Source organism: Pseudomonas sp. MF7453, from assembly GCF_016405455.1.
GTDB lineage: Bacteria > Pseudomonadota > Gammaproteobacteria > Pseudomonadales > Pseudomonadaceae > Aquipseudomonas > Aquipseudomonas paralactis.
In genome coordinates, this window is sequence record NZ_JAEKCN010000015.1 from 43796 (window position 1) to 69432 (window position 25637).

Consider the following 25637-nt stretch of genomic DNA (forward strand, 5'->3'; position numbering starts at 1 on the left):
CCCATCAGCTGTGGGTGGCGGATTCCCGTGGGCCTAGGAACCGCGATAGCACCAGCCGATCCAACACCCACACCACCAGCAGCGAAGCGCCCACCAACGGGAACAGTATCGCCAACCCGAACATGATGACCATAGCCGTTTTCCACTTGGGCAGGTCGTGGCGTAGCGGTGGAACCCCCAGCCCGCCGTGGGGCCGACGCTTCCACCAGATCACCACGCCGCTGACTGCACTGAGCAGGATCATCAGGCAGATCACCAGCACGATCAGTTGGTTGACCCAGCCGAACATCTTGCCTTCGTGCAACATCACGCCGGTCTCGGTGGCGCGGGCCACCAGGTTGTAATGTTGCCAACGCACATCGGCCAAAACCTTGCCGGTGTACTGGTCCACATGCAGGGTGGCGTCATTGCGTGGGTCGTTGGCGAACACGGCAACGGTGAACACACCTGAGGCGCTGGTAGGCAAGGTGATGCTGTAGCCGGGCTCCACGCCGCGTGCGTTAGCCAGGTCCACGACCTGTTGCAGGCTGATACCGGGCGCGGCAGGACCTGTGTGCATGGCACCGTGGTTCATGTGTTCGGCATGGTCGCCGGACATCGGCATCGGCGTGTTTTCCATGGCCCAGGGCACGGTCTGTTGGCTGGCCGTGTTGAGCGTCCGCGCCTGCTGATCGGACTGCGGCACGTTGTTCCACATCGCCGCCGGGAAGGTGTTCCACAGGTCGGCGTATTGCTTGCCCCAAAAACCGGTCCAGGTCATGCCGCTGAGCAGCATCACCAGCAAAAATGCCGCGCCCCAGAAGCCGACGACCGCGTGCAGGTCACGCCAGAATAACCGGCCACGGCTGTTGAACCGTGGCCACAATACGCCAGCCGCGGACTTGCCGCGCGGCCACCACAGGTACAGGCCGGACACCACCAGCATGATGCCCCAGCCGGCGGCGAGTTCTATCAGGCGGTCGCCGGTGGTGCCGATCATCAATTCGCCGTGCAGAGCGCGGACGATGGCTTGCAGGTTGTTCTTTGCGTCCTGCTCTCCGAGAACGGTGCCGCGATACGGGTCGATAAACACCGTCACTTCCTGGGCATCGTTGCGAACCACGAACTGTGCGCTGCGGGTAGCGTCGGCAGGGGGCAAGTATTTGGCGATTGCTGCGTGGGGGTAGGCGGCTTTGGCGCGCTGCAGTTGCTCGTCGGCGCTCAGCGCGTGTTCGGCGGCGGGCACGGTCAGCAGGTGGCCGTACATCAGCGGGTCAAGCTGGGGTTTGAACAGGTAGATGATGCCGGTCAGGGCCAGCAGCACCATGAAAGGGGCGACGAAGAGGCCGGCGTAGAAATGCCAGCGCCAGGCCAGGTTGTAGAAGCTGATTTTTTGAGTGGTCATCAGGGGCTCCGCAAGGCTTTTGATTTTTTGTCAGTCACACCGCCATCGGGGGCAAGCCCCCTCCCACCCTTGATCGGGTTCTCAAATCAATATCTGTGAACCCAATCCAAGGTGGGAGGGGGCGTGCCCCCGATGCTCTTAGAAGCTCATATCCACCTTGGTCCAAAGCGTACGCCCCGGTTCCTTGATGGCCTGCGGGTCGTTCGCCGGGTAGCCGAACCCTGCATTCCCCGCCAGATTCAAATGCTCGGCATAAGCCTTGCCGAACAAATTGTCGACCCCGGTACTGACCTTGAAGTTCTTATTGATGCGGTATGCGGCGTTGAGCGAGAACACGCCAAAACCGCCGCTCTTGTCGTAGTCTTTGCCGACCACGTTGCCCTTGTTCGGGTCGATGCGGTTTTGTGCCGCGACCACGCGCCACAACGCGCCGGCACTCCAGTCGTCTTCGCTGTAGGTCAGGCCCAGGCGCGTGTCCAGCGGTGGCATTTGTGGCAGGGCCTTGCCGTCGCTGCTGTTCTTGCCCCAGGCGTAGGCGAGGCTGGCGTCGGCTTTCCAGTGTTGGCTCAGCTTATACGCTGCGCCCAGTTCGCCGCCCATGATGCGAGCGTCCACATTGCGCGCCTGGGAGGTGGTGCCCATCATGCCGGGCCGGTAGTCGAACAGGATGAAGTCGCGCACCTGGCCGACGTAGGCCGAGGCCCAGGCTTCCAGGTCGGCGCTCTTGTACTGGGCGCCGAAGTCGAGCTGGGTGGTTTTCTCCGGTTTCACGCCATCGAAGGCATTCACCGAACCCGCCGCGCCGGTGTTGGGGGAAAACAGTTCCCAGTAATCCGGAAAACGTTCCGCGTGGCCCAGGCCGGCATACAGCGTGGTGGGGCTGTCCGCCAGGTCGTGTTCATAGCGCATAAAGCCCGAGGGCAACGTATCGGCGCGGGTGTCGCCGGCAGTCGGGTTCGGGCGCGACATCATTCCCGAGCCGGTGCGTTGACGGAAGTCCTTGGCCGAGGCGCGGTCCAGGCGTGCGCCGGTGATCAGGCGATCGTTGTCGGCGGCGTACCAGGTCAGTTCGCCGAACACACCGTAGTTGTGGAAATTGGCGTCCTTGTTACGCGGCGCATCCTTATAGGTATCGATGCCCATGCCGCTGCGCGCACGGTGTTCATTGGTCTGCGCATCCAGGCCGCTGATCAATTGCACATCGGCCCAGCGCCAGGTCGCCTTGATACGTGCGCCAAGGGTGCGGCGGTCGACGTTGGACGCCATGGGCCCCGCCATCATGCCGGTACCCGAAGGGACGCGCAGGCTGTAGTTGTCCATGACGTGGTCGGCGTAGTTGTAGTAGACCTGGGCCTCGACCTTGTCCAGCACCTCGCCGAGGTTGGATTTTTCGAAGCGCAGCCCGAGGCTTTCGCGCAGGAACTGCGAGCCGTCCATACCGCGTCCGGCGTAGCGCGCTTCACCGTCGCCACGGCCGGCGGTGAGTTCCAGCAAGGTGTCGGCGTCGGGGGTGAAACCCACCGCCACATCGCCGTTCCACTTGTCATAGCGCGAGGCGACGGTGTCGTTATTGCCGTCCTTGTAATCGTCGGCATGGGCCTGGTTGCCGATTACCCGCACATAGCCCAACGGCCCACCGGCGGCGGCATCGATGACCTTGTCGAAACGCCCGTTGGAGCCGGCCAACACACTGGCGTTGACCCGCGTACCCAGCTCGCCGAACTGCTCCGGCTCACGGTCGAACAGGATGGTGCCCGCTGACGCACCCGGGCCCCAGAGCACGGTTTGCGGGCCTTTGATCACGGTGAGCTTGTCGTAGGTTTCCGGCGAAATATACGACGTTGGCGCATCCATGCGGCCCGGGCAGGCGCCGAGCATCATGCCGCCGTTGGTGAGGATGTTCAGGCGTGAGCCGAACATACCGCGCAGCACCGGATCGCCGTTGGTGCCGCCGTTGCGCACCAGGGCGAAGCCGGGGATGGTTTTGAGATAGTCGCCGCCGTCGCTGGCGGGCACCGGTTGGCGAGGGTCTTTGGGGTTGGTGACCACGGTCAGCGGCGAGCTGGGGGCGATCGCGGTGATGACCGTGGGGCTCAGCTCATGCTCGTCGGCGTGAGCGTGGGCAGCCAATAGTGCGCCGCATAACGCGGTGAGCAGGGCAGTACTTCCCAAACGGGTGTCAGCAGAAAACCTGGACATGACAAATTCCATCAATCAATCGTAAACAACACGGCCAGCAGCCTACGGCTGTCTGTCTAAAGTCGGCCGGGGTGAAGTAACGCTGTGAAGGGCTTACGAAGCGATGGGCGGCGCACGGCTACGGGCGCCGGGGAAGATGCTCTGCCGGGCATGGCCCAGGCGTGTGGCGGGGGTGAGGGCATTGGCGGGCGGCGGGGTGCCGAGGGCCACAAATGACACGCTGCCGGGCAGGGCCGGGCAACTGAACAGCAGGTCGCAATAGCCGCACTTTGCCCAGAGTGCGTGGTGTTCAGCTGGAGCTTGGGTGTGATGGGATTCGCCGTGGTCGCTCGGCATCTCCATGGGCATTTCCATGGACAGACCGGCGTGATGATCCATCGGCATCGCCTGGGAAATCAGCGGACCGATAAAGATCATCAGCATGGCAAACAGGCTGATCCAACTGCCGCGCTTCACGCGGTAGTGGGGAGACAACCTGGCGCGAGGGGCGCCCATCGAGGTTGGCTTACTGGGCGTGCATATGCTCGTGGCCGGCCATTGGCGGCGCTTTGTGCACCGACACTTGCACCTGGACTTTACCGGCTTTCTCGAAGGTCAGGGTCAGCGGGAATTGCTTGCCATCGGCCAGCAGGCTGCGGTCCTTGAGGCCCAGCAACATCACGTGATAGGCCATTGGTGCGAAGGTCAGATCACCCTTGGCCGGTACGGCGACGCTGGGCACTTGTTGCATCTTCATCAGATCGCCTTGCATCACATGCTCATGCAACTCGGCTTTCTCTGCGACGCTGGTTTCAACGCCGAGCAGGCGATCCGGGGCCGCCCCGGTGTTATGAATTACAAAGTAGGCGGCGACGGTAGGCGCATTCGGTGGCAACTCCTGAGACCAGGGGTCGCTCACCAGCAAATCGCCGGCCTTGTAGTCTTCGGCATTGGCAGCACTGAACACCGGCAGCAGCAACGCAGCCAGAAGCAGGGAAGATTTAAGCATGGCAGTTCTCCAGAACGGTTCTAAACGCAGTTCACTTGCGAAGAAGATCAGACCGTTGGAGAAGCGCGGGGGTTAAGGCTCGGCCATTGCTGGCGCGGGGTTGGATTGCGCAATAAGCGCGGCGGCAAGTTCTGCACCGCCTCGAAGCGCGTCACATACAACTGCGGCACATGCCCCGGCAACGCCACCAACGGCGCAGAACCCGAGCAACACCAGCAATGCTGCATGGCAGAGTGATCGTCCGGCGCTGCCGGGATTTCCAGCTTGCCCAGGGCAATCGCCTTGAGGCTGGCACCATTGGACGAACAGAACCCGCCCCACATCAGACGCTTGACCGGGTCATCCGTCTGCTGCATCGCACTGGCCAACGGCATGGCAAACGCATTGAACAGCACTGCAAGGCAGGCGATCCAGGCAATTGCAAAGCGTTGACGGGCCATGGCGGATAATCCGTAGGGTTAAACGATCAGGCGGGTATTTAGCCTGATCGAGGGGGATAAGTAAAAAGGGCGGGTGTGGTTTGGTGTCGCAGTGGTTCAGACGACCGTGGCGTGGAGCTTGAGGCCCAGAGCCTTCATGACTTTCATGATAGTCGCGAATTCGGGATTGCCCGTGCTGGAGAGGGCTTTGTACAGACTTTCTCGTCCGAGGCCGGCGTCGCGGGCTATTTGGGTCATGCCTTGGGCGCGGGCGATATTGTTGAGCGCTGAGCGAATCAGCAATCCGTCACCGGCGTCCTCCTCGAAAGAGGCTTCCAGATACTCCGCCATGTCCTCTGGGGTCGTCAGATGCTCGGCTATATCGAAATCTTTAAATTGAGTCATGGGTCACTCCTTTTTCTCAAATTCATCTGCAATTTCTTTAGCACGCTCGATGTCACGTTTTTGCGTTGACGAAATGTTGAGGATCATCGCCATGGGCTGCGCGTCTCAGTAGTCAGCGGGTTCCGGTGCGTCTGTAGGTAACTTCTCGTTGAACCGTTGCGCAGTTGATTGAGCTAACGTCTTTGTTGGCTGATCCGCTACCGTCATTTGATAACGCAATTCCAAAGTGTGGGAGCGGGCTTGCTCGCGAAAGCGGTGTGTCAGTCGCTGGATGTTTTGGCTGACGCACTGCCTTCGCGAGCAAGCCCGCTCCACACATTGGATAGGTGGTGTTTAGAAAAGGGTGATTGCCTCTAGCAACGCTGGCACTGCTGTGAACTCTCGATCCATCGCAGCCAACACCGGCCGCTTCAATACCAACACCGGCACCCCCTGCTCACGCGCCACTTCCAGCTTCGGCTCGGTGGCGGTGCTGCCGCTGTTCTTGCTGATCAGCACATCAATCCGCCGTTCTTCGAACAACGCCCGCTCGTCCTCGATGAGGAACGGCCCGCGTGCGCCGATCACCTCGCAACGCTCGTTGCCCGGATACACATCCAGCGCGCGCAAGGTCCAGAACTGCTCGGCGGGGATTTCGTCGAGGTGCTGCAAGGGTTCGCGGCCCAAGGTGAACAGCGGGCGCTTGAAGGGTTTGAGCGCTTCGACCAACTCGGCCCAGTCAGCGACCTCGCGCCAATCGTCCCCCGGCTGCGGCTGCCAGGCCGGGCGGCGTAATGCCCAGCAAGGCACATCGCTCAATCGCGACGCCTGAGCCGCGTTTTGGCTGATCTGCGCTGCATACGGATGGGTGGCGTCAAGGATCAGGCTGATACGTTCGTCACGAATAAACTGCGCTAACCCTTCAGCGCCTCCGTAACCCCCGACGCGAACCTGGCAGGTGAGGTCGGTTGGTACGCGGCCCACGCCGGCCAGGCTATAGATGTGTTCCGGCCCCAGGGTGCGGGCGATGGCCAGCGCTTCGGTGACACCGCCCAGCAGCAGAATCCTTTTCATAACGGTTTGATCACCTCCAGCAACGTGATCGGCAGCGCCTGGCGCCAGGTATCGAACTCGCCCAGTGGCTGCGCCTGGGCCACGTGGATGCGGGTCAGTTCGCCGCCATGCTCGGCACGCCAGGTCATCAAGGTCATTTCGCTTTGCAGGGTCACGGCATTGGCCACCAGCCGCCCGCCGGGCCGCAGGTGTTGCCAGCAGGTGTCGAGCACGCCGTCGCGGGTGACGCCGCCGCCGATAAAAATAGCGTCCGGTGCTTCCAGACCGTTTAACGCTTCCGGCGCCTTGCCACGAACCAGTTGCAGGCCGGGCACGCCGAGGGTGTCGCGGTTGTGTTCGATCAGGCTTTGGCGGCCTGCGTCGGCCTCGATTGCCACGGCGCGGCAGCTTGGATGCGTGCGCATCCATTCAATGCCGATGGAGCCGCTGCCCGCGCCCACGTCCCACAGCAGTTCGCCGGGCAGGGGGGCGAGGCGGGCGAGGGTCATGGCGCGCACGTCGCGTTTGGTCAGTTGGCCGTCGTGCCTGAAGGCCGCGTCGGGCAAACCTGCAAGGCGCGACAGACGCGGTGCGTTGGCATCGGCCAGACAGTCGATGGCGATCAGGTTCAAATCGGCAACCGCCATGTGCTCCCACGCTTGTGCGTGCCCGCCGATACGCCGCTCAGCCGGGCCGCCCAAGTGTTCAAATACAGTTATCCGACTGGGGCCAAAGCCGCGCTCGGCCAACAACGCCGCAATCAACGCGGGGCTGCTGCCGTCATTACTCAACACCAACAAGCGCACGCCACTGGCCAGATGCGCATTAAGTGCCGCCACCGGGCGAGCCACCACGGATAACGTCACCACCTCTTGCAACGGCCAGCCCAGGCGCGCCGCCGCCAGGGATACCGACGATGGCGCGGGCAAAATCAACAGCTCTTCAGCTGGCACTTGCCGCGCCAGGCTGGCGCCGACGCCATAGAACATCGGGTCGCCACTGGCCAAGACGCACACAGGCTCCCCCCGCCGCGACAGTACCGGCTCCAGGGAAAACGGGCTCGGCCACAGCTGGCGCTCGCCACCAATACACAGCGGCAACAGGTCCAACTGGCGTTGGCCGCCTATAATCCGCGTGGCGCGCAACAGGGCGTGCCGGGCATTCCTGCCCAGGCCCTTGAAGCCGTCTTCACCGATGCCTACAACCGTCAGCCAGGGCGACATATCAATTCCTTGAACGACATCCGACGGGCAGGCTTTTCATGCCGCCGGACAAAGCAGGCATAATACCGCGCCTTTACCCGTCAACCGGTAGCCCCGTGAACCCAATGCCCGCTGTGAATACCTTGCGCCCCTCGGCTTGTCCGGGGTTGCTGCGTATTGTCCAGGCGCTGGACGGCGGCATTTGTCGGATCAAACTGGCCGGTGGTTCGATCACCGCGGATCAGGCCAACGCCGTGGCGGACGCGGCTCGCATGTATGCGGGCGGGGTGATCGAGGCGACCAACCGCGCCAACTTGCAGATCCGCGGCATTGGCGCCGAGCAGGACGCCTTGATCGCCCGGTTGCTCGCCGCCGGCCTCGGCCCGAATAACGCTGCCGGTGACGACGTGCGCAACCTGATGCTCAGCCCCAGCGCCGGGATCGACCCGCAGATGTGGTTCGATACTCGCCCATTGGCGACACAGATTCTTGCCACCTTGCAAAACCATGCGCGGTTCCACCAGCTGTCGGCCAAGTTCGCGATACAGCTCGATGGCGGTGAAGCCCTGGCGATGCTGGAGCATCACCATGACCTGTGGCTGTCGGCGTTTGTGCGCGAGGGGCAGACGCTGTTGGCGTTCGGCCTGGCCGGCTGCCCGGGGCTGGATGCGCCGGTGGCGGCGGTGCCGTTGGACCACGGCCATGCGCTGGTGGTGGCGGTGCTGGAGGCCTTTCTCGACATGGCGACGCCCGAGCAAACGCGTATGCGTCATCTGCCTGTGGATAACGTAGTGAGCCGTCTGAGCCTGCCGCTGCTGTCGGCGCAGGGCTTCAAACGCCCGGCCAGCGATGCATTGCTGCACATCGGCAGTTATCCACAGACTCAAAAGAATCAGTTTTACGTTGCGGCAATCGCGCCATTGGGCCGCCTGGATTCGCTGATGCTCCAGGGCGCGGCGCAACTGGCCAGCGAGTATGGCGATGGCACCTTGCGCTTCACCCCCTGGCAGGGCGTGTTGCTGCCTAACATTGAACGTCCTGGCGCCGTGACCGAAGGCTTGGCGCAACTGGGCTTTCTGTGTTCAACCGACCATCCCTTGGCGCGCATGATCGCCTGCACCGGCTCCAGCGGTTGCGGCAAGGGCCTGGCCGACACCAAGGCCGACGCGGTGCAACTGGCCGCGCTGCAACCGGGCGTCGAAGCTCACCTGTCCGGCTGCTCGCGCTCTTGCGCCGCCGCGCACACCGCGCCAGTCACGTTGCTGGCGGTGAGCCCCGGCCACTACGACCTCTATTTTCGCGACGCAGCCCACCCGGGTTTCGGTCGGCTGCACGCGCGCACTCTTTCCATTGAAGCGGCGGGCGCCCTGTTACGCGCTCGCCCACGGAGCAACACCGATGATTGATTACATCCGCGACGGTCAGGAGATCTATCGCAACTCCTTCGCCATTATTCGCGCGGAAGCCAACCTGGAGCGCATCCCGGCCGACCTGGAAAAACTCGCGGTGCGGGTGATCCATGCGTGCGGCATGGTGGAGGCCATCGACGGTCTGCAGTTTTCCGAAGGTGCGGGCAAGGCCGGGCGCGATGCGCTGGCCGCTGGCGCGCCGATCCTGTGTGATGCGCGGATGGTCTCCGAGGGCGTCACCCGTGCGCGCCTGCCGGCCAATAACGAGGTGATCTGCACCTTGCGTGATGACAGCGTGCCGCAGCTGGCGCGCGAGTTGGGCAATACCCGTTCCGCCGCCGCCCTGGAACTGTGGCGTCCGCATTTGGAAGGCAGTGTGGTGGTGATCGGCAACGCGCCGACCGCCTTGTTCTATCTGTTGGAAATGCTCGATGCCGGCGCGCCGAAACCGGCGTTGATCCTGGGTTTCCCGGTCGGTTTCGTCGGCGCCGCCGAATCCAAGGCCATGCTTGCCGCCGACAGCCGTGGCGTGCCGTTCGTGATCATGCAAGGTCGCCTGGGCGGCAGCGCCATGGCCGCCGCCGCCGTCAATGCCCTGGCCACGGAGGTCGAATAATGCAGGTGCGCGGACGTTTGATCGGCCTGGGTGTAGGCCCCGGTGACCCGGAACTGATCACGCTCAAGGCCCTGCGCCTGCTGCGTGAATCGCCGGTGGTGGCGTACTTCGTGGCCAAGGGCAAGAAGGGCAACGCTTTCGGCATCATCGAAGACCACCTGGTGCCGCAGCAGACGCTGATGCCGCTGGTGTACCCGGTTACCACTGAAGCGCTGCCGGCGCCGCTGTCCTATGAGCAGGTGATCAGCGACTTCTACGACCACGCCAGCCTCGACGTGGCCGCACACCTGGATGCAGGCCGCGATGTGGCGGTGATCTGCGAAGGTGATCCGTTCTTCTACGGCTCCTACATGTACTTGCATGACCGCCTTGCCGAGCGCTACGAAGCTCAGGTGATTCCCGGCGTGTGTTCAATGCTCGGTGGCGCTTCGGTGCTCGGCGCACCGTTGGTGTATCGCAACCAGAGCTTGTCGGTGCTCTCGGGCGTATTGCCCCATGAGGACCTCAAGCGCCGCCTGGCGGATGCGGATGCCGCCGTGATCATGAAGCTGGGGCGCAACTTCCCGAAGGTACGCCAGGTGCTGGAAGAGCTGGGCCTGGCCGAGCGAGCGTTGTATGTGGAGCGCGCCACCATGGCCAATCAGAAGATCGTGCCGCTGGATCAGGTGGAGCCGATGTCGTCGCCGTATTTCTCGCTGATCATCGTGCCCGGTGAAAGGTGGCAAGGTTGATGACGCCGGCGATTGTGATTCTGGGCCAAGGCAGCCTGGCGACAGCACGCAAGATCCAGCAGGTTTACCCCGGCGCGTTGATCCACGGCCTGGCCGCTCGGGTTGAAGGCGCAGACCAGCACTACAGCGAGTTCGGCACGACGCTGCGCCAACTCTACCAGCAAGGCACGCCGCTGATTGCCCTGTGCGCTGCCGGCATTGTGATTCGCACCTTGGCGCCGCTGCTGTTGGAAAAGGGCGAGGAACCTGCCGTGCTGGCCGTGGCTGAAGACGGCAGTGCCGTGGTGCCGCTACTTGGTGGCCTGGGCGGGGTGAATGTGATGGCGCGGGATATCGCTGCGGCACTGGGCGTATCCGCGGCAATCACCACCAGTGGCGAGCTGCGCTTTGGTACCTGCCTGCTCAACCCGCCGGCGGGGTATCAACTGGCGGACCTTGAGCTGGGCAAGCGTTTTGTTTCCGACCTCTTGGCCGGTGAGCCCGTGCGCATCGAAGGCGCCGCGCCGTGGCTGGACCAGGCCAACCTGGCACAGGACCAGCAGGCGCGCCTGGCGATTCATGTGGGCAGTGCCGAGCGCCCGGCGGCACCCGACGAGCTGCTGATTTACCCGCAAAATGTCTGCGTTACCTGCAAGCCCGGTGCGCAGTTGGCCGCGCGTGTGCGCACGGCGCTGCATGAGGCGGGGATCGCCGTGCAAGCGCTCGCCTGCCTGTTGGCCAGTGACCTGCAGATGGCCGACGCTTCATTGCATGAAGCTGCGCTGGCGTTGGGTGTACCGCTGCGTTTTGCCGCACTGGCGCCCGTTGCGGATATCAGCATTACCGTGGCCGAACAGCCCCTGGACGTGTCGCAGGTGGGGCGCCCCCGTGGCCGTCTCGCAGTGATCGGCCTGGGCCCTGGCGCCGCTGAGTTGATGGTGCCGGCGGTCAAGGCGGAACTGGCGCGTTGCACCGATGTGCTGGGGTATGAAACCTATGTGCGCATGGCTGGGCCGTTCCGTGACGATCAAGTGCAACACTGCACCGACAACCGCGAAGAAATGCAGCGCGCTCGCCACGCTTTCGAGCTGGCTGCGCAGGGGCGTTCGGTGGTGGTGGTGTCGTCCGGCGACCCGGGTGTGTTCGCCATGGCCGCCGCGGTGATCGAGGCGCTGCACGAATCCAGCGACCCGGCCTGGCATCAGGTCGACCTGGAAATCCTGCCGGGGGTTTCCGCCTCCCTGGCCACCGCCGCCCAGGCGGGCGCGCCCTTGGGTCATGACTTTTGCGTTATGTCGCTGTCGGATAACCTCAAGCCCTGGTCGATCATCGAAAAGCGCCTGGACCTGGCTTCCCAGGCCGACCTGGCGCTGGCGTTCTACAACCCGATCTCCCGTTCGCGGCCCTGGCAACTGGGGCGCGCGCTGGAGATTGTCCGTCTGCACCGCACGCCCGAGACGCCGGTAGTGTTGGGCCGCGACATCGGTCGGCCGGGCCAGACACTGCGTATCATCACCCTCGGCCAATTGACGCCCGAGCAGGTGGACATGCGCACCATGGTGCTGGTCGGCTCGTCCACTACCTGCGTGTTCCCGCGTGCCGGTGGCGGGGAGTGGGTGTACACACCGCGTTGGTACGGCGACAAACCCGCCTCCTGAAAACAGCCCGCCGGCTGCCGGAAAGCTCCGAATGACCCAAGGATTGTCCTGAGGTTGTTCGGGGCTTTTTCTTTATTTTCACGCTGAAAACCGCACGCCTGGCGGCTGCGCCTCGTGATTGCTGGGCACGCGGTTTTGACCGGTTCCGCCAAGGCATGTTTGTCGCATGGAAAGCCCTCCGCCCGCTGGACTAGTGTGGAGGAAAGCCCCATGTCGGGTGCTTGTGGAGAACTGAAAAATGGAGCGACATCACAGAAGGATCAACAGTACCAAACGGCGCAAACTGATCGCCGCCTACAAGTTGCCCGGGGCACCTGGAGCGCACGCGGCGTTACCTCTGGACACCGAAGACGACTGCAACGCGGCGGTGGTCAACAATGGGGTGCTTTCCTTCGCCGAGGGGCTGTCCGGGCTGAACCGCGAATACATTCGCAAGAGTTACCTGCTGGCCAGCAGTTACGTGAGCGATGTGCTGAAGGTGCATCGAGGCACCGAGGCGTGGTACGACGAATTTATCAAGGTCATGGTCAGCCTTGGCTGGCTGCCGGTGCGTAGCAGTTTCGAGCGGGTCTCACGCTCGGGCAAGGGGCTGACCGTGCAATTGGCTGCGCTGAATATCATCGGCGCGCTGCTGGGGTCGATGTCACTGTCGGGGCCGCTGGTGACCGCGCTGCCCAAACTGGCCGCCGATGCGCTGGAGGCATTGAAGCAGCAGCCGGCGTCTTTCGATTTGTTCAAGCGCAACAGTACGGTGCAGGAAGGTGGTGATTTTGGCGTGGCGTCCTGTGCCCAAACCAATGGCGAAGTGATGATGGTGCTGGTGACCTACAGCAGCCACGGTGTGAGCAAACAGGTGGGAGTGCCGTTTCTTGAATGGGATAGCTCATCGTTCGAGGCTTTCAGCGGGCAAACCTGCCTGGTGCTGAACACCTCGGTGGTCAACGAAAAAACCATCCAGCTGATGCGCGAAAGCGCCGGTGACAAGGTGCAATTGGCGATTGCCAAATACCGGATCTAAGGCACCAGGTAGCCGCGAACCCCGGTAAAAATAATTTGCGCGGCCAGGGCGCACACAAACAGGCCCATCAACCGGCTGACAATCTGCAAACCCTGGTCGCCGAGAATCCGTTCGATACGGTTGGACAGGTACAGCACCACACCCACGGTGAGGCTGGCCAAGGCGATGCTGAGGATGGCGGTGAGCTTGTCGTCCCAGTGGGGCTGGCTCACGCCCATCACCAGCAGTGCGCCGATAGTGCCGGGGCCGACGGTGAGCGGGATGGTCAGCGGTACGATGGTCACGTCCTGCTGCACGTTGTCGGTCTGCACCGCCGACTTGCCTTGAGCCATGCCCAATGCGGAGATAAACAACACGCTGCCGGCGCCGATACGGAACGCATCCACGGTAATGCCGAACACGCTGAAAATTACCCGGCCGAACAGGTAGAGCAACACACTCGATACCAGGGTCGCCAGTGCAACCTTCCAGGCCAGGCGCCGCCGCTCCTTGCTGGAATAACCACGGGTCAGGCTGATAAAGCAGGACAGCACAAAGAACGGGCTGTAGAGCACCAGCATCTTCAGGTAAACGCTGAATAACACATGGAGCATGGGGATGGCTCGCGGGCGGAGAAAGTGTGGAGGAGTCTATCCGACACAGATCAAATGTGGGAGCTGGCTTGCCTGCGATAGCAGTGGGTCAGTTAATACATCAGTGACTGATACATCGCTATCGCAGGCAAGCCAGCTCCCACAGGGGATGGTATTTCAAGTCAGGAAAGGGTGCTGTGCTCAGGGCGTTGCTGGCGTTGCACCACCCAGTAATCCACCAGCTCACGCAACTGTGACAGCTCCACCGGCTTGGCCATATGCCCGTCCATGCCGGCCTGGCGTGCGCGTTCCTTATGTTCCGAGAGAATGTGCGCCGTGAGCGCCACTACCGGCGTGCGTACGCGTTGGTGGCTGACTTCCCACGCGCGCAGTTGCTGGGTGGCGGAAAATCCGTCGAGGATTGGCATTTCACAATCCATCAGCACCAGATCATAGCGCTGGGCTTTCATCGCTTGCAGGGCTTCTTCGCCGTTGCTGGCGGTGTCCGGGTTGAGGTTGAGTTTGCCGAGCATCCCGCGAATCACTTTGGTGGAAATGCTGTTGTCTTCGGCCACCAGGATGCGGAAATCGCTCGGTACGGTTACCGCCACCGGTGCACTGGGTACGGGGCGTGGAATAGCGGCGCCTTTGCTGCGCTGGGCCAATTCGTCGGCCAGGGTGGTCTTGAGCGTATAGCCGGCCACCGGTTTGGCGAGGATGCGCTTGATCCCGCAGTTGCGTGCGATGATTTTGCTCGGTGCGTTGCTGATACCGGTGAGCATGATCAGCAGGATGTCGTGATTCAGGCTCGGGTCTTCCTTGATCTTCGCCGCCAGTTGCATGCCGGTCATGCCGGGCATGTTCTGGTCCAGCAGCACCACGTCGAAGTAATCACGCAGGTGCGCCTTGGTACGCAGCAGCGCCAGGGCCTCCTTGCCGGACGGTACGGCACTGACGTTCAGGCCCCAGGCCGAACATTGCTGCACCAGTACTTTGCGGCAGGTGTCGTTGTCGTCCACCACCAGCACGCGGGCGTCCTTGAGCGGGCCGTCAAGGTCCGACGTCGGGTGTTCCAGGCGTTCCGGATCCAGCGGCAGGGTCAGCCACAGGGTACTGCCCTGATGACTGCCGCTCTTGATGCCGAACTCGCCGTTCATCAGCAGGATCAACTGGCGGGCAATGACCAGGCCCAGGTTACCGCTCAAGCGTGTCGCCGAAAGGAAGTTCTTGCTGTGCAGTTCGCTGTGCAGCAGCGCGTCGCGTTCGGCCGCTTCCATCGGCACGCCGCTGTCCTGCACGGCAATGCGCAGGCGTGGCTTGCTGCTGCGCTCGTCCAGGGCCACGACGATCAGCACTTCGCCTTCATCGGTCTTGTGCAAGGCGTTTTCCAGCAGGCTCAACAGCGCCTGGCGCAGGCGCGTCGGGTCGCCGCTGATCACGCGCGGCACCTGGGGCTGGATAAAGCTGATCAGCTCGACATTCTGCTGCTCGGCCTTGGCGCGGAAGATACTCAGGCAGTCGTCGATCAACGCGTTGAGGTCGAACTGCACATCATCCAGTTCGATCTGCCCGGACTCCAGCTTGGAAATGTCGAGAATCTCGTTGATCAGGGTGAGCAGCTCGTTGCCGGCGCTGTGGATGGTCTGCACGTAGTCGCGTTGCTTCACCGAGAGTGGCGTACCCAATAGCAATTCGGTCATGCCCAGCACGCCGTTCATCGGCGTGCGAATTTCATGGCTGATCTTCGCCAGGAACTCGGCCTTGGCGGCGATTTCGGCGTTGCTGGCCGCCAGGTCGCGGCTCAGGCTGAAGCGGGTTTCGACAATCGCACGCTGACGTTCGCCCAGGGCCAGGCTCATCAGCAGGCCGCTGAGGCAGATGAAACTCAGCAGCGTGACGATCAGACCCTGCGGCGCCACCAGGGTGAGGCCGAGCAGGGCGGGAAGAATGATCAGCGTGCCGATGTTGAACACCACCATCGCCGCGACGAACAGGCGTGCCGGGCGATAGCCTTTTTGCCAGTGGTAGGCCGAGACAAACAACATGCTCAGGCCGGCCAGCGCCACCAGGGCATAGGTGATGATGTTCAGCGGCAGGGTATTGACGAACAACAACAGCAGGCCGCAGAGCACGATCAGCAGGATGTCGGCCATCAACACCTTGTTCAGCGGGTGCGGGCCCAGGGGCATGAAGAAGCGGTAGGCAAACATCAACCCGCAGGGTGCGGTCAGCAACAGGGCGAGGTAGGCGCCAGGGGTCTGGATCGCGTGCCAGTTCGGCAGCCATGGCCCCACCAGGTTGAGCAACAGCGCCAGGCTGAGCATCAACAGCAATTCACAGGCGGCCAGCCAGAGGCTGCTGCGCGAGCGGTGGTAGGCGAAGCGCGTGAGGTTGTGCAGGATCAGCATCAGCAGCACGCCGAACAGCAGGCCGTAAATCAGCGTCTGGTTCTGGTTGGCGGCGGCCAGTACCGCAGGTTCCAGGGTGATGTAGGGTCGCAGCTCGTGTTCCGAGACCAGGCGCAGGTACACCTCCAGAGGCCGCGTGCTCTGGGGCATCGGCAGCATGAAATCGCTGCTGGGTAACGGGCGTTCAGCCTGGGGTTGGCGCGTGCCGGTGGTTTGTTGCTCCACCAGGGTATCGCCGTCCAGGACATACAGGCTCAGGTTGGAAAGATCCGGGGCGAACACCCGCAGCACTTGTTCGTGCTTGCCGGGCTGCAGCCTGAAGCGCACCCACAACGCACCGTCCGGCTGCGCGGCAGTGATCCGGTCCAGTTCGATGGGGCTGAATTGATTGGTGTAGCGGGCGGAACGGATGTCGCTCAGTTGCAGGTCGGCCTGTTCATCAAGCAATACCGCCCAACCACTGCCTTGCGCGGCGGCCTGGGCCGGGAGCAGGCAGAGCAGGGTCAGCAAGCTGACTGTGAAACCTATGGCGATCCTGAGCCAGCGCACGGCGAAATCCCTTCGTAGGTTGATGCACGGGTTAACTATGCGCGGGGCGACATGGGTACGGCAAGGGCCAAAGGCCCTTACCTAACCGAACGGATAGCTACTGCAAGGTAGCTCTCAGCTGTTCTCGCCGCGTTCACGGGCAATGGCGCGGTAGCCGATGTCGGTGCGGTAGAAGCAACCGTTCCAGTCGATTTTCGCGGCCAGCTTGTACGCCTGCTGTTGGGCGGCATCGACACTGGCACCCATTGCGGTGGCGCACAACACACGGCCACCTGCGGTTACAACTTTGCCGTCCTTGAGCGCGGTGCCTGCATGGAACACCTTGCCTTCCAGCGCAGCGGCGGCGTCCAGACCTTCAATCACATCGCCCTTGGCGTAATCGGCAGGGTAACCACCGGCCGCCAGCACGATGCCGACGCTCGGGCGTGGGTCCCACTGCGCTTCGACCTTGTCCAGCGCTTGGGCCAGTGCCGCTTCCACCAGCAGCACCAGGCTCGATTGCAGGCGCAGCATTACCGGTTGGGTTTCCGGATCGCCGAAACGGCAGTTGAACTCGATGACTTTCGGGTTACCGGCTTTGTCGATCATCAGGCCGGCGTAGAGGAAACCGGTGTAGACGTTGCCTTCATCGGCCATGCCGCGCACGGTCGGCCAGATCACCAGGTCCATGACACGCTGATGCACATCGCTGGTGACCACTGGCGCCGGGGAGTAAGCCCCCATGCCGCCGGTGTTCGGGCCGCTGTCGCCATTGCCGACACGCTTGTGGTCCTGGCTGGTGGCCATGGGCAGTACGTTCTTGCCGTCGACCATCACGATAAAGCTGGCTTCTTCGCCGTCGAGGAACTCCTCGATAACCACGCGCGAACCGGCGTCACCAAAGGCATTGCCGGCGAGCATGTCGCGCACGGCGTCTTCGGCTTCCTGCAGGGTCATGGCGACGATCACGCCTTTACCGGCCGCCAGGCCGTCGGCCTTGATCACGATCGGTGCGCCTTTCTCACGCAGGTAAGCCAGGGCCGGTTCGATCTCGGTGAAGTTCTGGTAATCGGCCGTCGGGATCTTATGGCGTGCCAGGAAGTCCTTGGTAAAGGCTTTCGAGCCTTCCAACTGTGCGGCGCCAGCGGTCGGGCCGAAGCAATCCAGGCCACGGCTGCGGAACAGATCGACGACGCCGGCAACCAGTGGCACTTCCGGGCCGACGATGGTCAGGGAAACGTTCTTCTCGGCAAAATCTGCCAACTGCTCCAGGGCCAGTACGTCGATGGCGACGTTTTCGCACTTGGCTTCGATGGCGGTACCGGCGTTGCCGGGGGCCACGAAGACTTTCTGCACGCGTGGGTCCTGGGCTACTTTCCAGGCCAGGGCGTGTTCACGGCCACCGCTGCCAATGATCAAAACATTCATTTCAAAAACCTCGGATGGAGCAAATTCGTGGGGGCACTGTTGGCTGTTTTCCTGTGGGAGCTGGCTTGCCTGCGATGCGGGCACCTCGGTGTGTCAGTTGCATCGAGGTGATGCCATCGCAGGCAAGCCAGCTCCCACATGAAGCCAGTGCCCGCTTGAGATCAAATCAATCAGTGGCGGAAGTGGCGCATACCGGTGAAGACCATGGCGATGCCGGCTTCATCAGCAGCGGCAATCACTTCTGCATCACGCATCGAGCCACCCGGTTGGATCACGGCAGTCACACCGGCTTTCGCGGCGTTATCCAGGCCATCACGGAACGGGAAGAACGCATCGGAAGCCATCACCGAACCCACCACCTGCAAACCGGCGTGCTCTGCCTTGATCGCGGCGATACGCGCCGAGTTCACACGGCTCATCTGGCCGGCGCCGACACCGATGGTCTGGCGGTTCTTGGCGTAGACGATGGCGTTGGATTTAACGTACTTGGCCACTTTCCAGGCGAAGATCAAGTCGTTGATCTCTTGCTCGGTCGGTGCGCGCTTGGTCACCACTTTCAAGTCGTCGCTGCCGATCATGCCGATGTCGCGGCTCTGTACCAGCAAGCCGCCGTTGACGCGCTTGTAGTCCCAGGCAGCGGCGCGGTCGGCCGACCACTCGCCGCAGGCCAGCAGGCGCACGTTGGCTTTGGCGGCGACAATGGCGCGGGCCTCTTCGCTGACGCTTGGGGCGATGATGACTTCGACGAACTGACGCTCGACGATGGCCTTGGCGGTCTCGGCGTCCAGCTCGCGGTTGAAGGCAATGATGCCGCCGAACGCGGATTCGGTGTCGGTGGCGTAGGCCAGTTCGTAGGCCTGGCGGATACCGCCTTCAGCGTCCGGGCTCACGGCCACGCCGCACGGGTTGGCGTGCTTGACGATCACGCAGGCCGGTTTGACGAAGCTCTTCACGCATTCCAGCGCGGCGTCGGTATCGGCCACGTTGTTGTAGGAAAGTTCTTTGCCTTGCAGTTGGGTCGCGGTGGCAATGCCCACTTCGGCAGGCTTGGCTTCCACGTAGAACGCCGCGCTCTGGTGCGGGTTCTCGCCGTAGCGCATTTCCTGGGCCTTGATGAACTGGCTGTTGAACGTGCGCGGGAACTGGCTGCGGCCTTCGGTGCTGAGGGTGTCAGCCGCCTGGTTCACGGTGCCCATGTAGTTGGCGATCATGCCGTCGTAGGCGGCGGTGTGTTCGAACGCCTTGAGCATCAGGTCGAAACGCTGGGCGTAGGTCAGGCCACCGGCTTTCAGGTTTTCCAGCACGTTGGCGTAGTCGCTGGCGTTGACCACGATGGCCACGTCTTTGTGGTTCTTGGCCGCCGAGCGCACCATGGTCGGGCCGCCGATATCGATGTTTTCGATGGCGGTCGGCAGGTCGCAGCCTGGCTTGTTGATGGTGGCTTCGAACGGGTAGAGGTTAACGGCCACCAGGTCGATCGGCTTGATGCCGTGCTCGGTCATGATGGCGTCGTCGATACCGCGACGGCCGAGGATACCGCCGTGGATTTTCGGGTGCAGGGTCTTGACGCGACCGTCCATCATTTCTGCGAAGCCGGTGTAGTCCGCGACTTCTACTGCGGCCACGCCGTTGTCCTGCAGCAGTTTGAAGGTCCCGCCCGTGGAGAGGATTTCCACACCCAGGGCTTCCAGCTCCCGGGCAAATTCGAGGATCCCGGTCTTGTCGGAAACACTGATCAAGGCGCGGCGGATCGGCAGGCGGGTAGTCTGGTCGGTCATTTCAATTTCCATCAAAAGCAAAGGAGTCAGCAAAAAAGGCGACCGGTTTTACGCGGGCGCCTTTCTGGTTTGATTGAATGCTTACAGCAAATCGTACTGCTTGAGCTTTTTGCGCAAGGTGCCACGGTTCAGGCCCAGCAGCTCACTGGCTTTGGTCTGATTGCCCTTGACGTAGTTCATCACGCTTTCGAGCAAGGGCGCCTCGACTTCGGAGAGCACCAGGTTGTACACGTCCGTGACGGAAGCACCCTCAAGGTGGGCGAAATAATTGTGCAGCGCTTTCTCGACACTCCCGCGAAGGGTCTGGCCTTCTTCGCTGGGCGTGTTGAGGTGCTGTTTCAAATTGACGTTGTCGCTCACGGGTGTTGTTCCACTCACTAAAGTCTCGGTCATCATCGTCATGCGGCCACCCCTTTTCCATCCCCTGTTCCCAGGCTCTTGTCACGTTCGGCGAAGAACTCACGAACGGTGGCGACCTGTGCCTGCGTTTCATCCAAACGATTGAACTGAGCGCGAAATTCCTTGGCGCCCGGCAAGGTGGCGAGATACCAGCCGACATGCTTGCGAGCAATGCGTACGCCCATCACATCCCCATAGAAGGCGTGCAGGGCGGCCAGATGCTCAAGCAGAATACGTTCCACTTCGACCAGCTCCGGCGCCGGCAAGACTTCACCGGTGCGCAGGAAATGCTCGATCTCGCGAAAAATCCATGGTCGCCCCTGGGCGGCCCGGCCAATCAACAATCCGTCGGCACCGGTTGCGTGCAGCACGCGCCGGGCTTTCTCGGCGCAGTCGATGTCGCCATTGGCAAATACCGGCATCGACACAGCCTGCTTGATCGCGGCAATGGTGTCGTACTCGGCTTCACCGGTATAAAGGTCGGCGCGGGTGCGGCCATGCACCGCCAGCGCTGTAATCCCGGCCTGTTCAGCGATCTTTGCCACTGTGAGGCCATTTTTGTTGTCCCGGTCCCAACCGGTACGAATCTTCAGGGTCACCGGCACATCGACTGCGCCAACCACGGCCTGCAGGATCTCGGCGACCAACTGCTCATCTTTCAACAGGGCGGAACCGGCGGCCTTGTTGCAGACCTTCTTGGCCGGGCAGCCCATGTTGATATCGATGATCTGCGCACCCAGCTCAACATTGGCCCGGGCCGCATCCGCCAGCATCTGCGCATCACCCCCGGCGATCTGTACCGAGCGTGGCTCGGGATCACCTTCGTGGATCATGCGCATCCGCGATTTGCGGGTGTTCCACAAACTCATGTCGCTGGTAACCATTTCAGAGACTACTAGACCCGCGCCCAAACGCTTGCACAGCTGACGAAAGGGCTGATCGGTGACACCCGCCATCGGGGCGAGGATCAAGCCGTTCTGCAATGTATATGGGCCGATGCGTACCGCCGACATAGGACTTCCCTGTTGTGGGGCCGGATCATTAGAGTTCGAAAAAGGGTTGGCATGATACCCGCTCTCGATGACGGGTTAAAGGCTGAATTGGATAAAATCTGAACAGTTATTTTTTTATCGCCAGCGGTTTGGTTGACGTCGGTCAAGTCAATAATCCGCCGTCAAACCTCTTCGGGCGTGCCGTTTCACTCGGGCGAGTGGAAGCTCAGGCTGTAGTTCACGGCTTTGTTGCCGGGATCAAGGATGTCCAGGGAAATGTGGATCGGTGTCTGCGAGGGCATTTCGCTGACCCCGGCCAACTCGCCGCTCAGATATTCGGCGGGTTTGAAGCGACGACTGGCGATCAGGCTGCCGTTCAAATCCGCAAAACGCAGTTCCAGCAGCGGAAACGGCTGGGAAAAGGTCGCACGGTTATAGAGGATCGCATCCACCACCAGCGCACCGGCGAACTCCGGATGGCTGCGTACCACCAGGTTACTGCTTTTGATATGGGCGATGTCGACCCGCGATGGCACGGTGCAGCCCACTTTTGGGCACAGCTGCTGGAACCATGGGCGGTAGGCGTCCTGACGGGACAGTTCGTCGAATTGGTAGGCGATGTACTGGCCTGCCAGGCCGGCGGCGGCGATCAGTACCAGCAGGATCCAGATCAGGCGACGGCCCCAGCCTGACGGACGTTTCTGTGCATAGAGGTGCAGCGGGTCGTCTTCCAGGTCCTGGAGCATGGCGTCGTGAACGCTGGCCTCGGCGCGTGGACGTTTACCCCGTGGATGCGGGCGTTCATCGGCCTCTTCTGCCGCTGGGGTCAGGGGCGTGAAGGGCGGGTCAGGCTCATCGTCATGCAGGGGCGAGAGCAGGGTGGGCTCGTCGTCGATGGCTTCGCTGTGCAGCGACATGGACGGTTCGGTGCGCTGCCGGGTATTGCTCGGTTCAGGCTCGTCGTCAGCTGCGCGCTCTTGTGCAGGTTCGCTGAACAGGCTGGCGGCCCACTTTTCTTCCTCGGCCTTGACCGTGTCGCGGCTGGCGCTGAGGGTGTCTTCCTTGTGTCGACGTTCGCTGCCGGGCTGCCGACGCTCTGCGCCCAGAGGTTGGGTGTGCTGAGTCTCGCGGCGCTCAAGCTTGGCCAGTTCTTCGTCCAGGTCCAGGTTGTCCAGGTCCAGCTCCTGGGCTGTCCACTGTTTCTGGCTGATAGCTCGCGGGGGTTCAGGCGTTGGCTCGACCGCAGCGGGCCGTTCAGCTTCGGCTGCCAACACTTGGGCGCGTTGCTCCAGCAACTGGCGAGCGGCGTTGAACACTTGCAGGCAGGAGCCGCAGCGCACCACGCCACGGGCCACGCTCAATTGAGCGTGGTTGACGCGGAAACGGGCTTGGCAATGCGGGCACTGGGTGACGAAACTGTCGGTCATGCGGCCATCCGATTCAGACAAGCGCTCATTCTAGCGCCGACGACCGCTGATGCGTACCCAGCCATCACGGTTGGCGATCGGGTCCAGCTCGAAGTCCTTGGCGTAGGCCGCCGCCACGTCTTCACCTTGCTCGGCGAGGATGCCCGACAGCGCCAGGCGCCCACCCGGCTTGACCAGGCTCGACAATTGCGCTGCCAGCGACACCAACGGCCCGGCGAGGATATTGGCGACCAATACATCCGCTTGAACCTGGGGCAGGTCTTCAGGCAGATAGAGTGGGAATTTGCCTTCAGCAATGTTATTGCGCCCGGCGTTATCGCGGGAAGCTTCCAGGGCCTGCACGTCGATGTCGGTGCCCACGGCCTCCTTGGCGCCCAGCAGCAGCGCGGCAATCGCCAGGATCCCCGAGCCGCAGCCGAAGTCCAGAACGTTGCTGTCGGTCAGGTCCTGGCCGTCCAGCCATTCCAGGCACAGAGCGGTGGTGGGGTGGGTGCCGGTGCCGAACGCCAGGCCCGGGTCCAGCAGCAGGTTGACGGCGTTTGGCTCAGGAGCAGCGTGCCAGCTTGGCACGATCCACAAGCGCTGGCCGAAGCGCATGGGCTGGAAGTTGTCCATCCAACTGCGCTCCCAGTCCTGGTCTTCGATGACTTCGCTGTGATGCTCGGGCAGCGGGCCGCCGGTGAGCAACTCCATATGGGCCAGTACGGCGGCGGCATCGGTGCCGTCTTCAAACAGGGCCAGCAGGTGGGTGTGGGACCACAGCGGCGTGGTGTTGAGTTCCGGCTCGAAGATCGGCTGGTCTTCGGCGTCCATGAAGGTCACCGAGACAGCGCCCACTTCGAGGAAAGCGTCTTCGTAGGTTTCGGCTTGTTCTGGGCTGATGGCGAGACGGACTTGCAGCCAAGGCATGGCGGGCACCTTTGAAAAAAATGAATGTGCAGCGAGTAGGCCGCGAAAGCGCGCAAGTTTACGCGAGCGGCGGGCAGAAGACGACACCACTGACTGCACCCGGTCCAAATGTGTGGCTTGTGTGGGAGCCGGGCTTGCCCGCGATGCAGGCACCTAGGTTTTTCTGCCGGAACGAGGTGATGCCATCGCAGGCAAGCCAGCTCCCACACAAGCCAGCTCCCACTGGGTTTGGTGGTGTTTTTTGGGGCCCAGAAACAACAAAACCGCCCGAAGGCGGTTTTGTTGGGTGGAGCACTTACTGGTTGGCCAGCTTGTGTTCCAGGTAGTGAATGTTCACACCACCTTCGCAGAAGCCTTCATCGCGAACCAGGTCCCGATGCAGCGGGATGTTGGTCTTGATGCCGTCGACCACGATTTCATCCAGGGCGTTACGCATACGGGCCATGGCCTCGTCACGGGTTGCGCCCCAGGTGATCAGCTTGCCGATCAGCGAGTCGTAGTTGGACGGAACCTTGTAGCCGCTGTACAGGTGCGAATCCACACGTACGCCGTTGCCGCCGGGCGCGTGGAAATGCTTGACCAGGCCAGGGCTTGGGATAAAGGTTTTCGGGTCTTCGGCGTTGATGCGGCACTCCAGGGAGTGGCCATGCATCTTCACGTCGTCCTGGGTGAACGACAGCACGTTACCGGCGGCGATGCTCAGCATCTCCTTGACGATATCGATACCGGTGACCATCTCCGATACCGGATGCTCTACCTGCACACGAGTGTTCATCTCGATGAAGTAGAAACGACCGTTCTCGTAGAGGAACTCAAAGGTACCGGCGCCACGGTAGTTGATGTCGATGCACGCCTTGACGCAGCGCGCCAGAACTTCCTGACGGGCTTTCTCGTCCAGGCCCGGTGCCGGTGCTTCTTCCAGCACCTTCTGGTGGCGACGTTGCAGCGAGCAATCGCGATCACCCAGGTGGATGGCGTGGCCCTGGCCGTCGGACAGCACCTGGACTTCCACGTGACGTGGGTTGGTCAGGTACTTCTCCAGGTAGACCATCGGGTTGCCGAACCAGGCGCCCGCTTCGGAGCGGGTCTGCTTGGCGGCTTCGATCAGGTCTTCTTCGTTGTGCACCACGCGCATGCCGCGACCACCACCGCCACCGGCGGCCTTGATGATCACCGGGTAGCCGACTTCGCGACCAATGCGCAGAGCGGTTTCCTCGTCTTCAGGCAGTGGGCCGTCGGAGCCTGGAACGGTTGGCACGCCGGCTGCGATCATGGCGTCCTTGGCCGACACCTTGTCGCCCATCAGGCGAATGGTTTCGGCTTTGGGGCCGATGAAGGCAAACCCGGATTTTTCCACCTGTTCGGCGAAATCGGCGTTTTCCGCGAGGAAGCCGTAGCCCGGGTGGATGCCATCAGCGCCGGTCACTTCAGCGGCAGCGATGATGTTCGAGACTTTCAGGTACGAGTTCGTGGCCAATGGCGGGCCGATGCAGATGCTTTCGTCCGCCAGTTTCACGTGCATCAATTCGGTATCGGCCGTCGAGTAAACAGCGACGGTCTTGATGCCCTCTTCCTTACAGGCGCGCAGGATACGCAGCGCGATCTCGCCGCGGTTGGCGATCAGGACTTTTTGCAGTTTCTTCGCAGGTTTCAACATCGAAGGCGCTCCGCGGTTCAAACGATGGTGAACAGCGGCTGGTCGTACTCAACCGGCTGACCGTTTTCTACCAGGATGGATTCAATGACGCCGGCTTTTTCAGCGGTGATGTGGTTCATCATCTTCATCGCTTCAACGATGCAGATGGTGTCGCCCACTTTCACGGTTTTGCCCACTTCAACGAAGGCTGGCGAGGTCGGTGCCGGGGTGCGGTAGAAGGTACCGACCATTGGCGACTTGACCACGAAACCGTTCAGCGCTGGTGCGGCCGGGGCAGCAGGGGCTGCGGCAACGGCTGGAGCGGCGGCAGGCGCGGCAGCGGCAGGAGCCGGTGCTTGCATCTGCGGTGCGTAGAACTGTTGAGCCGGGGTCTTGCTGTGACGGCTGATCCGTACGGACTCTTCGCCTTCCTTGATTTCCAGCTCGTCGATACCGGATTCTTCCAGCAGTTCGATCAGTTTCTTAACTTTACGGATATCCATGAATCATCAACTCCCAA

At 62.2% G+C, this 25637-nt stretch carries 23 protein-coding genes; 5 read left to right on the plus strand and 18 right to left on the minus strand.

Going from position 1 to position 25637, the window contains the following annotated elements; all coding sequences use genetic code 11:
• Window positions 1-4 precede the first annotated feature (4 nt).
• From JFT63_RS22335 to cbiE, 8 genes are all read right to left on the minus strand, one after another.
• Complete coding sequence (locus JFT63_RS22335) at window positions 5-1384, minus strand: PepSY-associated TM helix domain-containing protein (protein WP_198844788.1); 1380 nt, start codon at window positions 1382-1384, stop codon at window positions 5-7.
• A 138-nt stretch (window positions 1385-1522) separates the two neighbouring features.
• A complete protein-coding gene (locus JFT63_RS22340) occupies window positions 1523-3583 on the minus strand; it encodes a TonB-dependent copper receptor (RefSeq protein ID WP_198844789.1) in 2061 nt (686 codons plus the stop codon).
• 93 nt (window positions 3584-3676) lie between these two features.
• Window positions 3677-4078, minus strand: a complete 402-nt coding sequence (locus JFT63_RS22345) for a DUF2946 domain-containing protein (RefSeq protein ID WP_057702641.1) — start codon at window positions 4076-4078, stop codon at window positions 3677-3679.
• A 10-nt stretch (window positions 4079-4088) separates the two neighbouring features.
• Window positions 4089-4571: a copper chaperone PCu(A)C gene (locus JFT63_RS22350; RefSeq protein ID WP_198844790.1), complete on the minus strand. Its 483-nt coding sequence runs from the start codon at window positions 4569-4571 to the stop codon at window positions 4089-4091.
• Between the two features lie 47 nt (window positions 4572-4618).
• Window positions 4619-5011 carry a DUF2946 domain-containing protein gene (locus JFT63_RS22355; protein WP_198844791.1) on the minus strand — a complete coding sequence of 131 codons (393 nt, stop codon included), beginning with the start codon at window positions 5009-5011 and terminating at the stop codon, window positions 4619-4621.
• 96 nt (window positions 5012-5107) lie between these two features.
• Window positions 5108-5395, minus strand: a complete 288-nt coding sequence (locus tag JFT63_RS22360) for an addiction module antidote protein (protein ID WP_057702643.1) — start codon at window positions 5393-5395, stop codon at window positions 5108-5110.
• 333 nt (window positions 5396-5728) lie between these two features.
• Window positions 5729-6448 (minus strand): cobalt-precorrin-6A reductase, encoded by a 720-nt coding sequence (locus tag JFT63_RS22365; protein WP_198844792.1) that lies wholly within the window; start codon window positions 6446-6448, stop codon window positions 5729-5731.
• A complete protein-coding gene (gene cbiE, locus JFT63_RS22370; RefSeq protein WP_198844793.1) occupies window positions 6445-7650 on the minus strand; it encodes a precorrin-6y C5,15-methyltransferase (decarboxylating) subunit CbiE in 1206 nt (401 codons plus the stop codon). The genes JFT63_RS22365 and cbiE overlap by 4 nt, the downstream gene beginning before the upstream one ends.
• 38 nt (window positions 7651-7688) lie before the next feature.
• On the opposite strand from cbiE, the gene cobG reads away from it, so the two are divergent.
• The 5 genes from cobG to JFT63_RS22395 all read left to right on the plus strand — a co-directional run bounded on the left by cobG (window position 7689) and on the right by JFT63_RS22395 (window position 13040).
• Complete coding sequence (cobG, locus tag JFT63_RS22375; RefSeq protein WP_198844794.1) at window positions 7689-9035, plus strand: precorrin-3B synthase; 1347 nt, start codon at window positions 7689-7691, stop codon at window positions 9033-9035.
• Window positions 9028-9654 (plus strand): precorrin-8X methylmutase, encoded by a 627-nt coding sequence (locus JFT63_RS22380; protein ID WP_057702647.1) that lies wholly within the window; start codon window positions 9028-9030, stop codon window positions 9652-9654. Before cobG ends, JFT63_RS22380 begins: the two co-directional genes overlap by 8 nt.
• Entirely contained in the window at window positions 9654-10385 is a 732-nt protein-coding gene (locus tag JFT63_RS22385; protein WP_057702648.1) for a precorrin-2 C(20)-methyltransferase, read from the plus strand. The genes JFT63_RS22380 and JFT63_RS22385 overlap by 1 nt, the downstream gene beginning before the upstream one ends.
• Entirely contained in the window at window positions 10385-12022 is a 1638-nt protein-coding gene (gene cobJ, locus JFT63_RS22390; RefSeq protein ID WP_198844795.1) for a precorrin-3B C(17)-methyltransferase, read from the plus strand. The genes JFT63_RS22385 and cobJ overlap by 1 nt, the downstream gene beginning before the upstream one ends.
• A gap of 238 nt (window positions 12023-12260) precedes the next feature.
• A complete protein-coding gene (locus JFT63_RS22395) occupies window positions 12261-13040 on the plus strand; it encodes a hypothetical protein (protein ID WP_198844796.1) in 780 nt (259 codons plus the stop codon).
• Here the strand turns inward: JFT63_RS22395 and JFT63_RS22400 are convergent.
• The 10 genes from JFT63_RS22400 to accB all read right to left on the minus strand — a co-directional run bounded on the left by JFT63_RS22400 (window position 13037) and on the right by accB (window position 25620).
• Complete coding sequence (locus JFT63_RS22400; protein WP_003171467.1) at window positions 13037-13633, minus strand: MarC family protein; 597 nt, start codon at window positions 13631-13633, stop codon at window positions 13037-13039. The two genes, JFT63_RS22395 and JFT63_RS22400, sit on opposite strands and share 4 nt — an antisense overlap.
• 161 nt (window positions 13634-13794) lie before the next feature.
• Window positions 13795-16569 (minus strand): hybrid sensor histidine kinase/response regulator, encoded by a 2775-nt coding sequence (locus JFT63_RS22405; RefSeq protein ID WP_198844797.1) that lies wholly within the window; start codon window positions 16567-16569, stop codon window positions 13795-13797.
• A 114-nt stretch (window positions 16570-16683) separates the two neighbouring features.
• Window positions 16684-17976 carry a phosphoribosylamine--glycine ligase gene (gene purD / locus JFT63_RS22410; protein WP_198844798.1) on the minus strand — a complete coding sequence of 431 codons (1293 nt, stop codon included), beginning with the start codon at window positions 17974-17976 and terminating at the stop codon, window positions 16684-16686.
• A 170-nt stretch (window positions 17977-18146) separates the two neighbouring features.
• Complete coding sequence (purH, locus tag JFT63_RS22415; RefSeq protein ID WP_034126415.1) at window positions 18147-19754, minus strand: bifunctional phosphoribosylaminoimidazolecarboxamide formyltransferase/IMP cyclohydrolase; 1608 nt, start codon at window positions 19752-19754, stop codon at window positions 18147-18149.
• Between the two features lie 81 nt (window positions 19755-19835).
• On the minus strand, window positions 19836-20156 hold the full coding sequence (gene fis, locus JFT63_RS22420; RefSeq protein ID WP_002555375.1) for a DNA-binding transcriptional regulator Fis: 321 nt from the start codon (window positions 20154-20156) through the stop codon (window positions 19836-19838).
• Window positions 20153-21166, minus strand: coding sequence for a tRNA dihydrouridine synthase DusB (dusB, locus tag JFT63_RS22425; RefSeq protein ID WP_032878112.1), 1014 nt, complete (start codon window positions 21164-21166; stop codon window positions 20153-20155). The genes fis and dusB overlap by 4 nt, the downstream gene beginning before the upstream one ends.
• 185 nt (window positions 21167-21351) lie before the next feature.
• The gene (locus JFT63_RS22430) at window positions 21352-22572 is read right to left on the minus strand and encodes a DUF3426 domain-containing protein (protein ID WP_198844799.1); all 1221 of its coding nucleotides are present in this window, start codon (window positions 22570-22572) and stop codon (window positions 21352-21354) included.
• Between the two features lie 30 nt (window positions 22573-22602).
• The gene (gene prmA / locus JFT63_RS22435; protein WP_198844800.1) at window positions 22603-23481 is read right to left on the minus strand and encodes a 50S ribosomal protein L11 methyltransferase; all 879 of its coding nucleotides are present in this window, start codon (window positions 23479-23481) and stop codon (window positions 22603-22605) included.
• A 295-nt stretch (window positions 23482-23776) separates the two neighbouring features.
• A complete protein-coding gene (accC, locus tag JFT63_RS22440; RefSeq protein WP_057702654.1) occupies window positions 23777-25138 on the minus strand; it encodes an acetyl-CoA carboxylase biotin carboxylase subunit in 1362 nt (453 codons plus the stop codon).
• Window positions 25139-25155: 17 nt separating this feature from the next.
• Window positions 25156-25620, minus strand: a complete 465-nt coding sequence (gene accB, locus JFT63_RS22445) for an acetyl-CoA carboxylase biotin carboxyl carrier protein (protein WP_043049479.1) — start codon at window positions 25618-25620, stop codon at window positions 25156-25158.
• Window positions 25621-25637 lie beyond the last annotated feature (17 nt).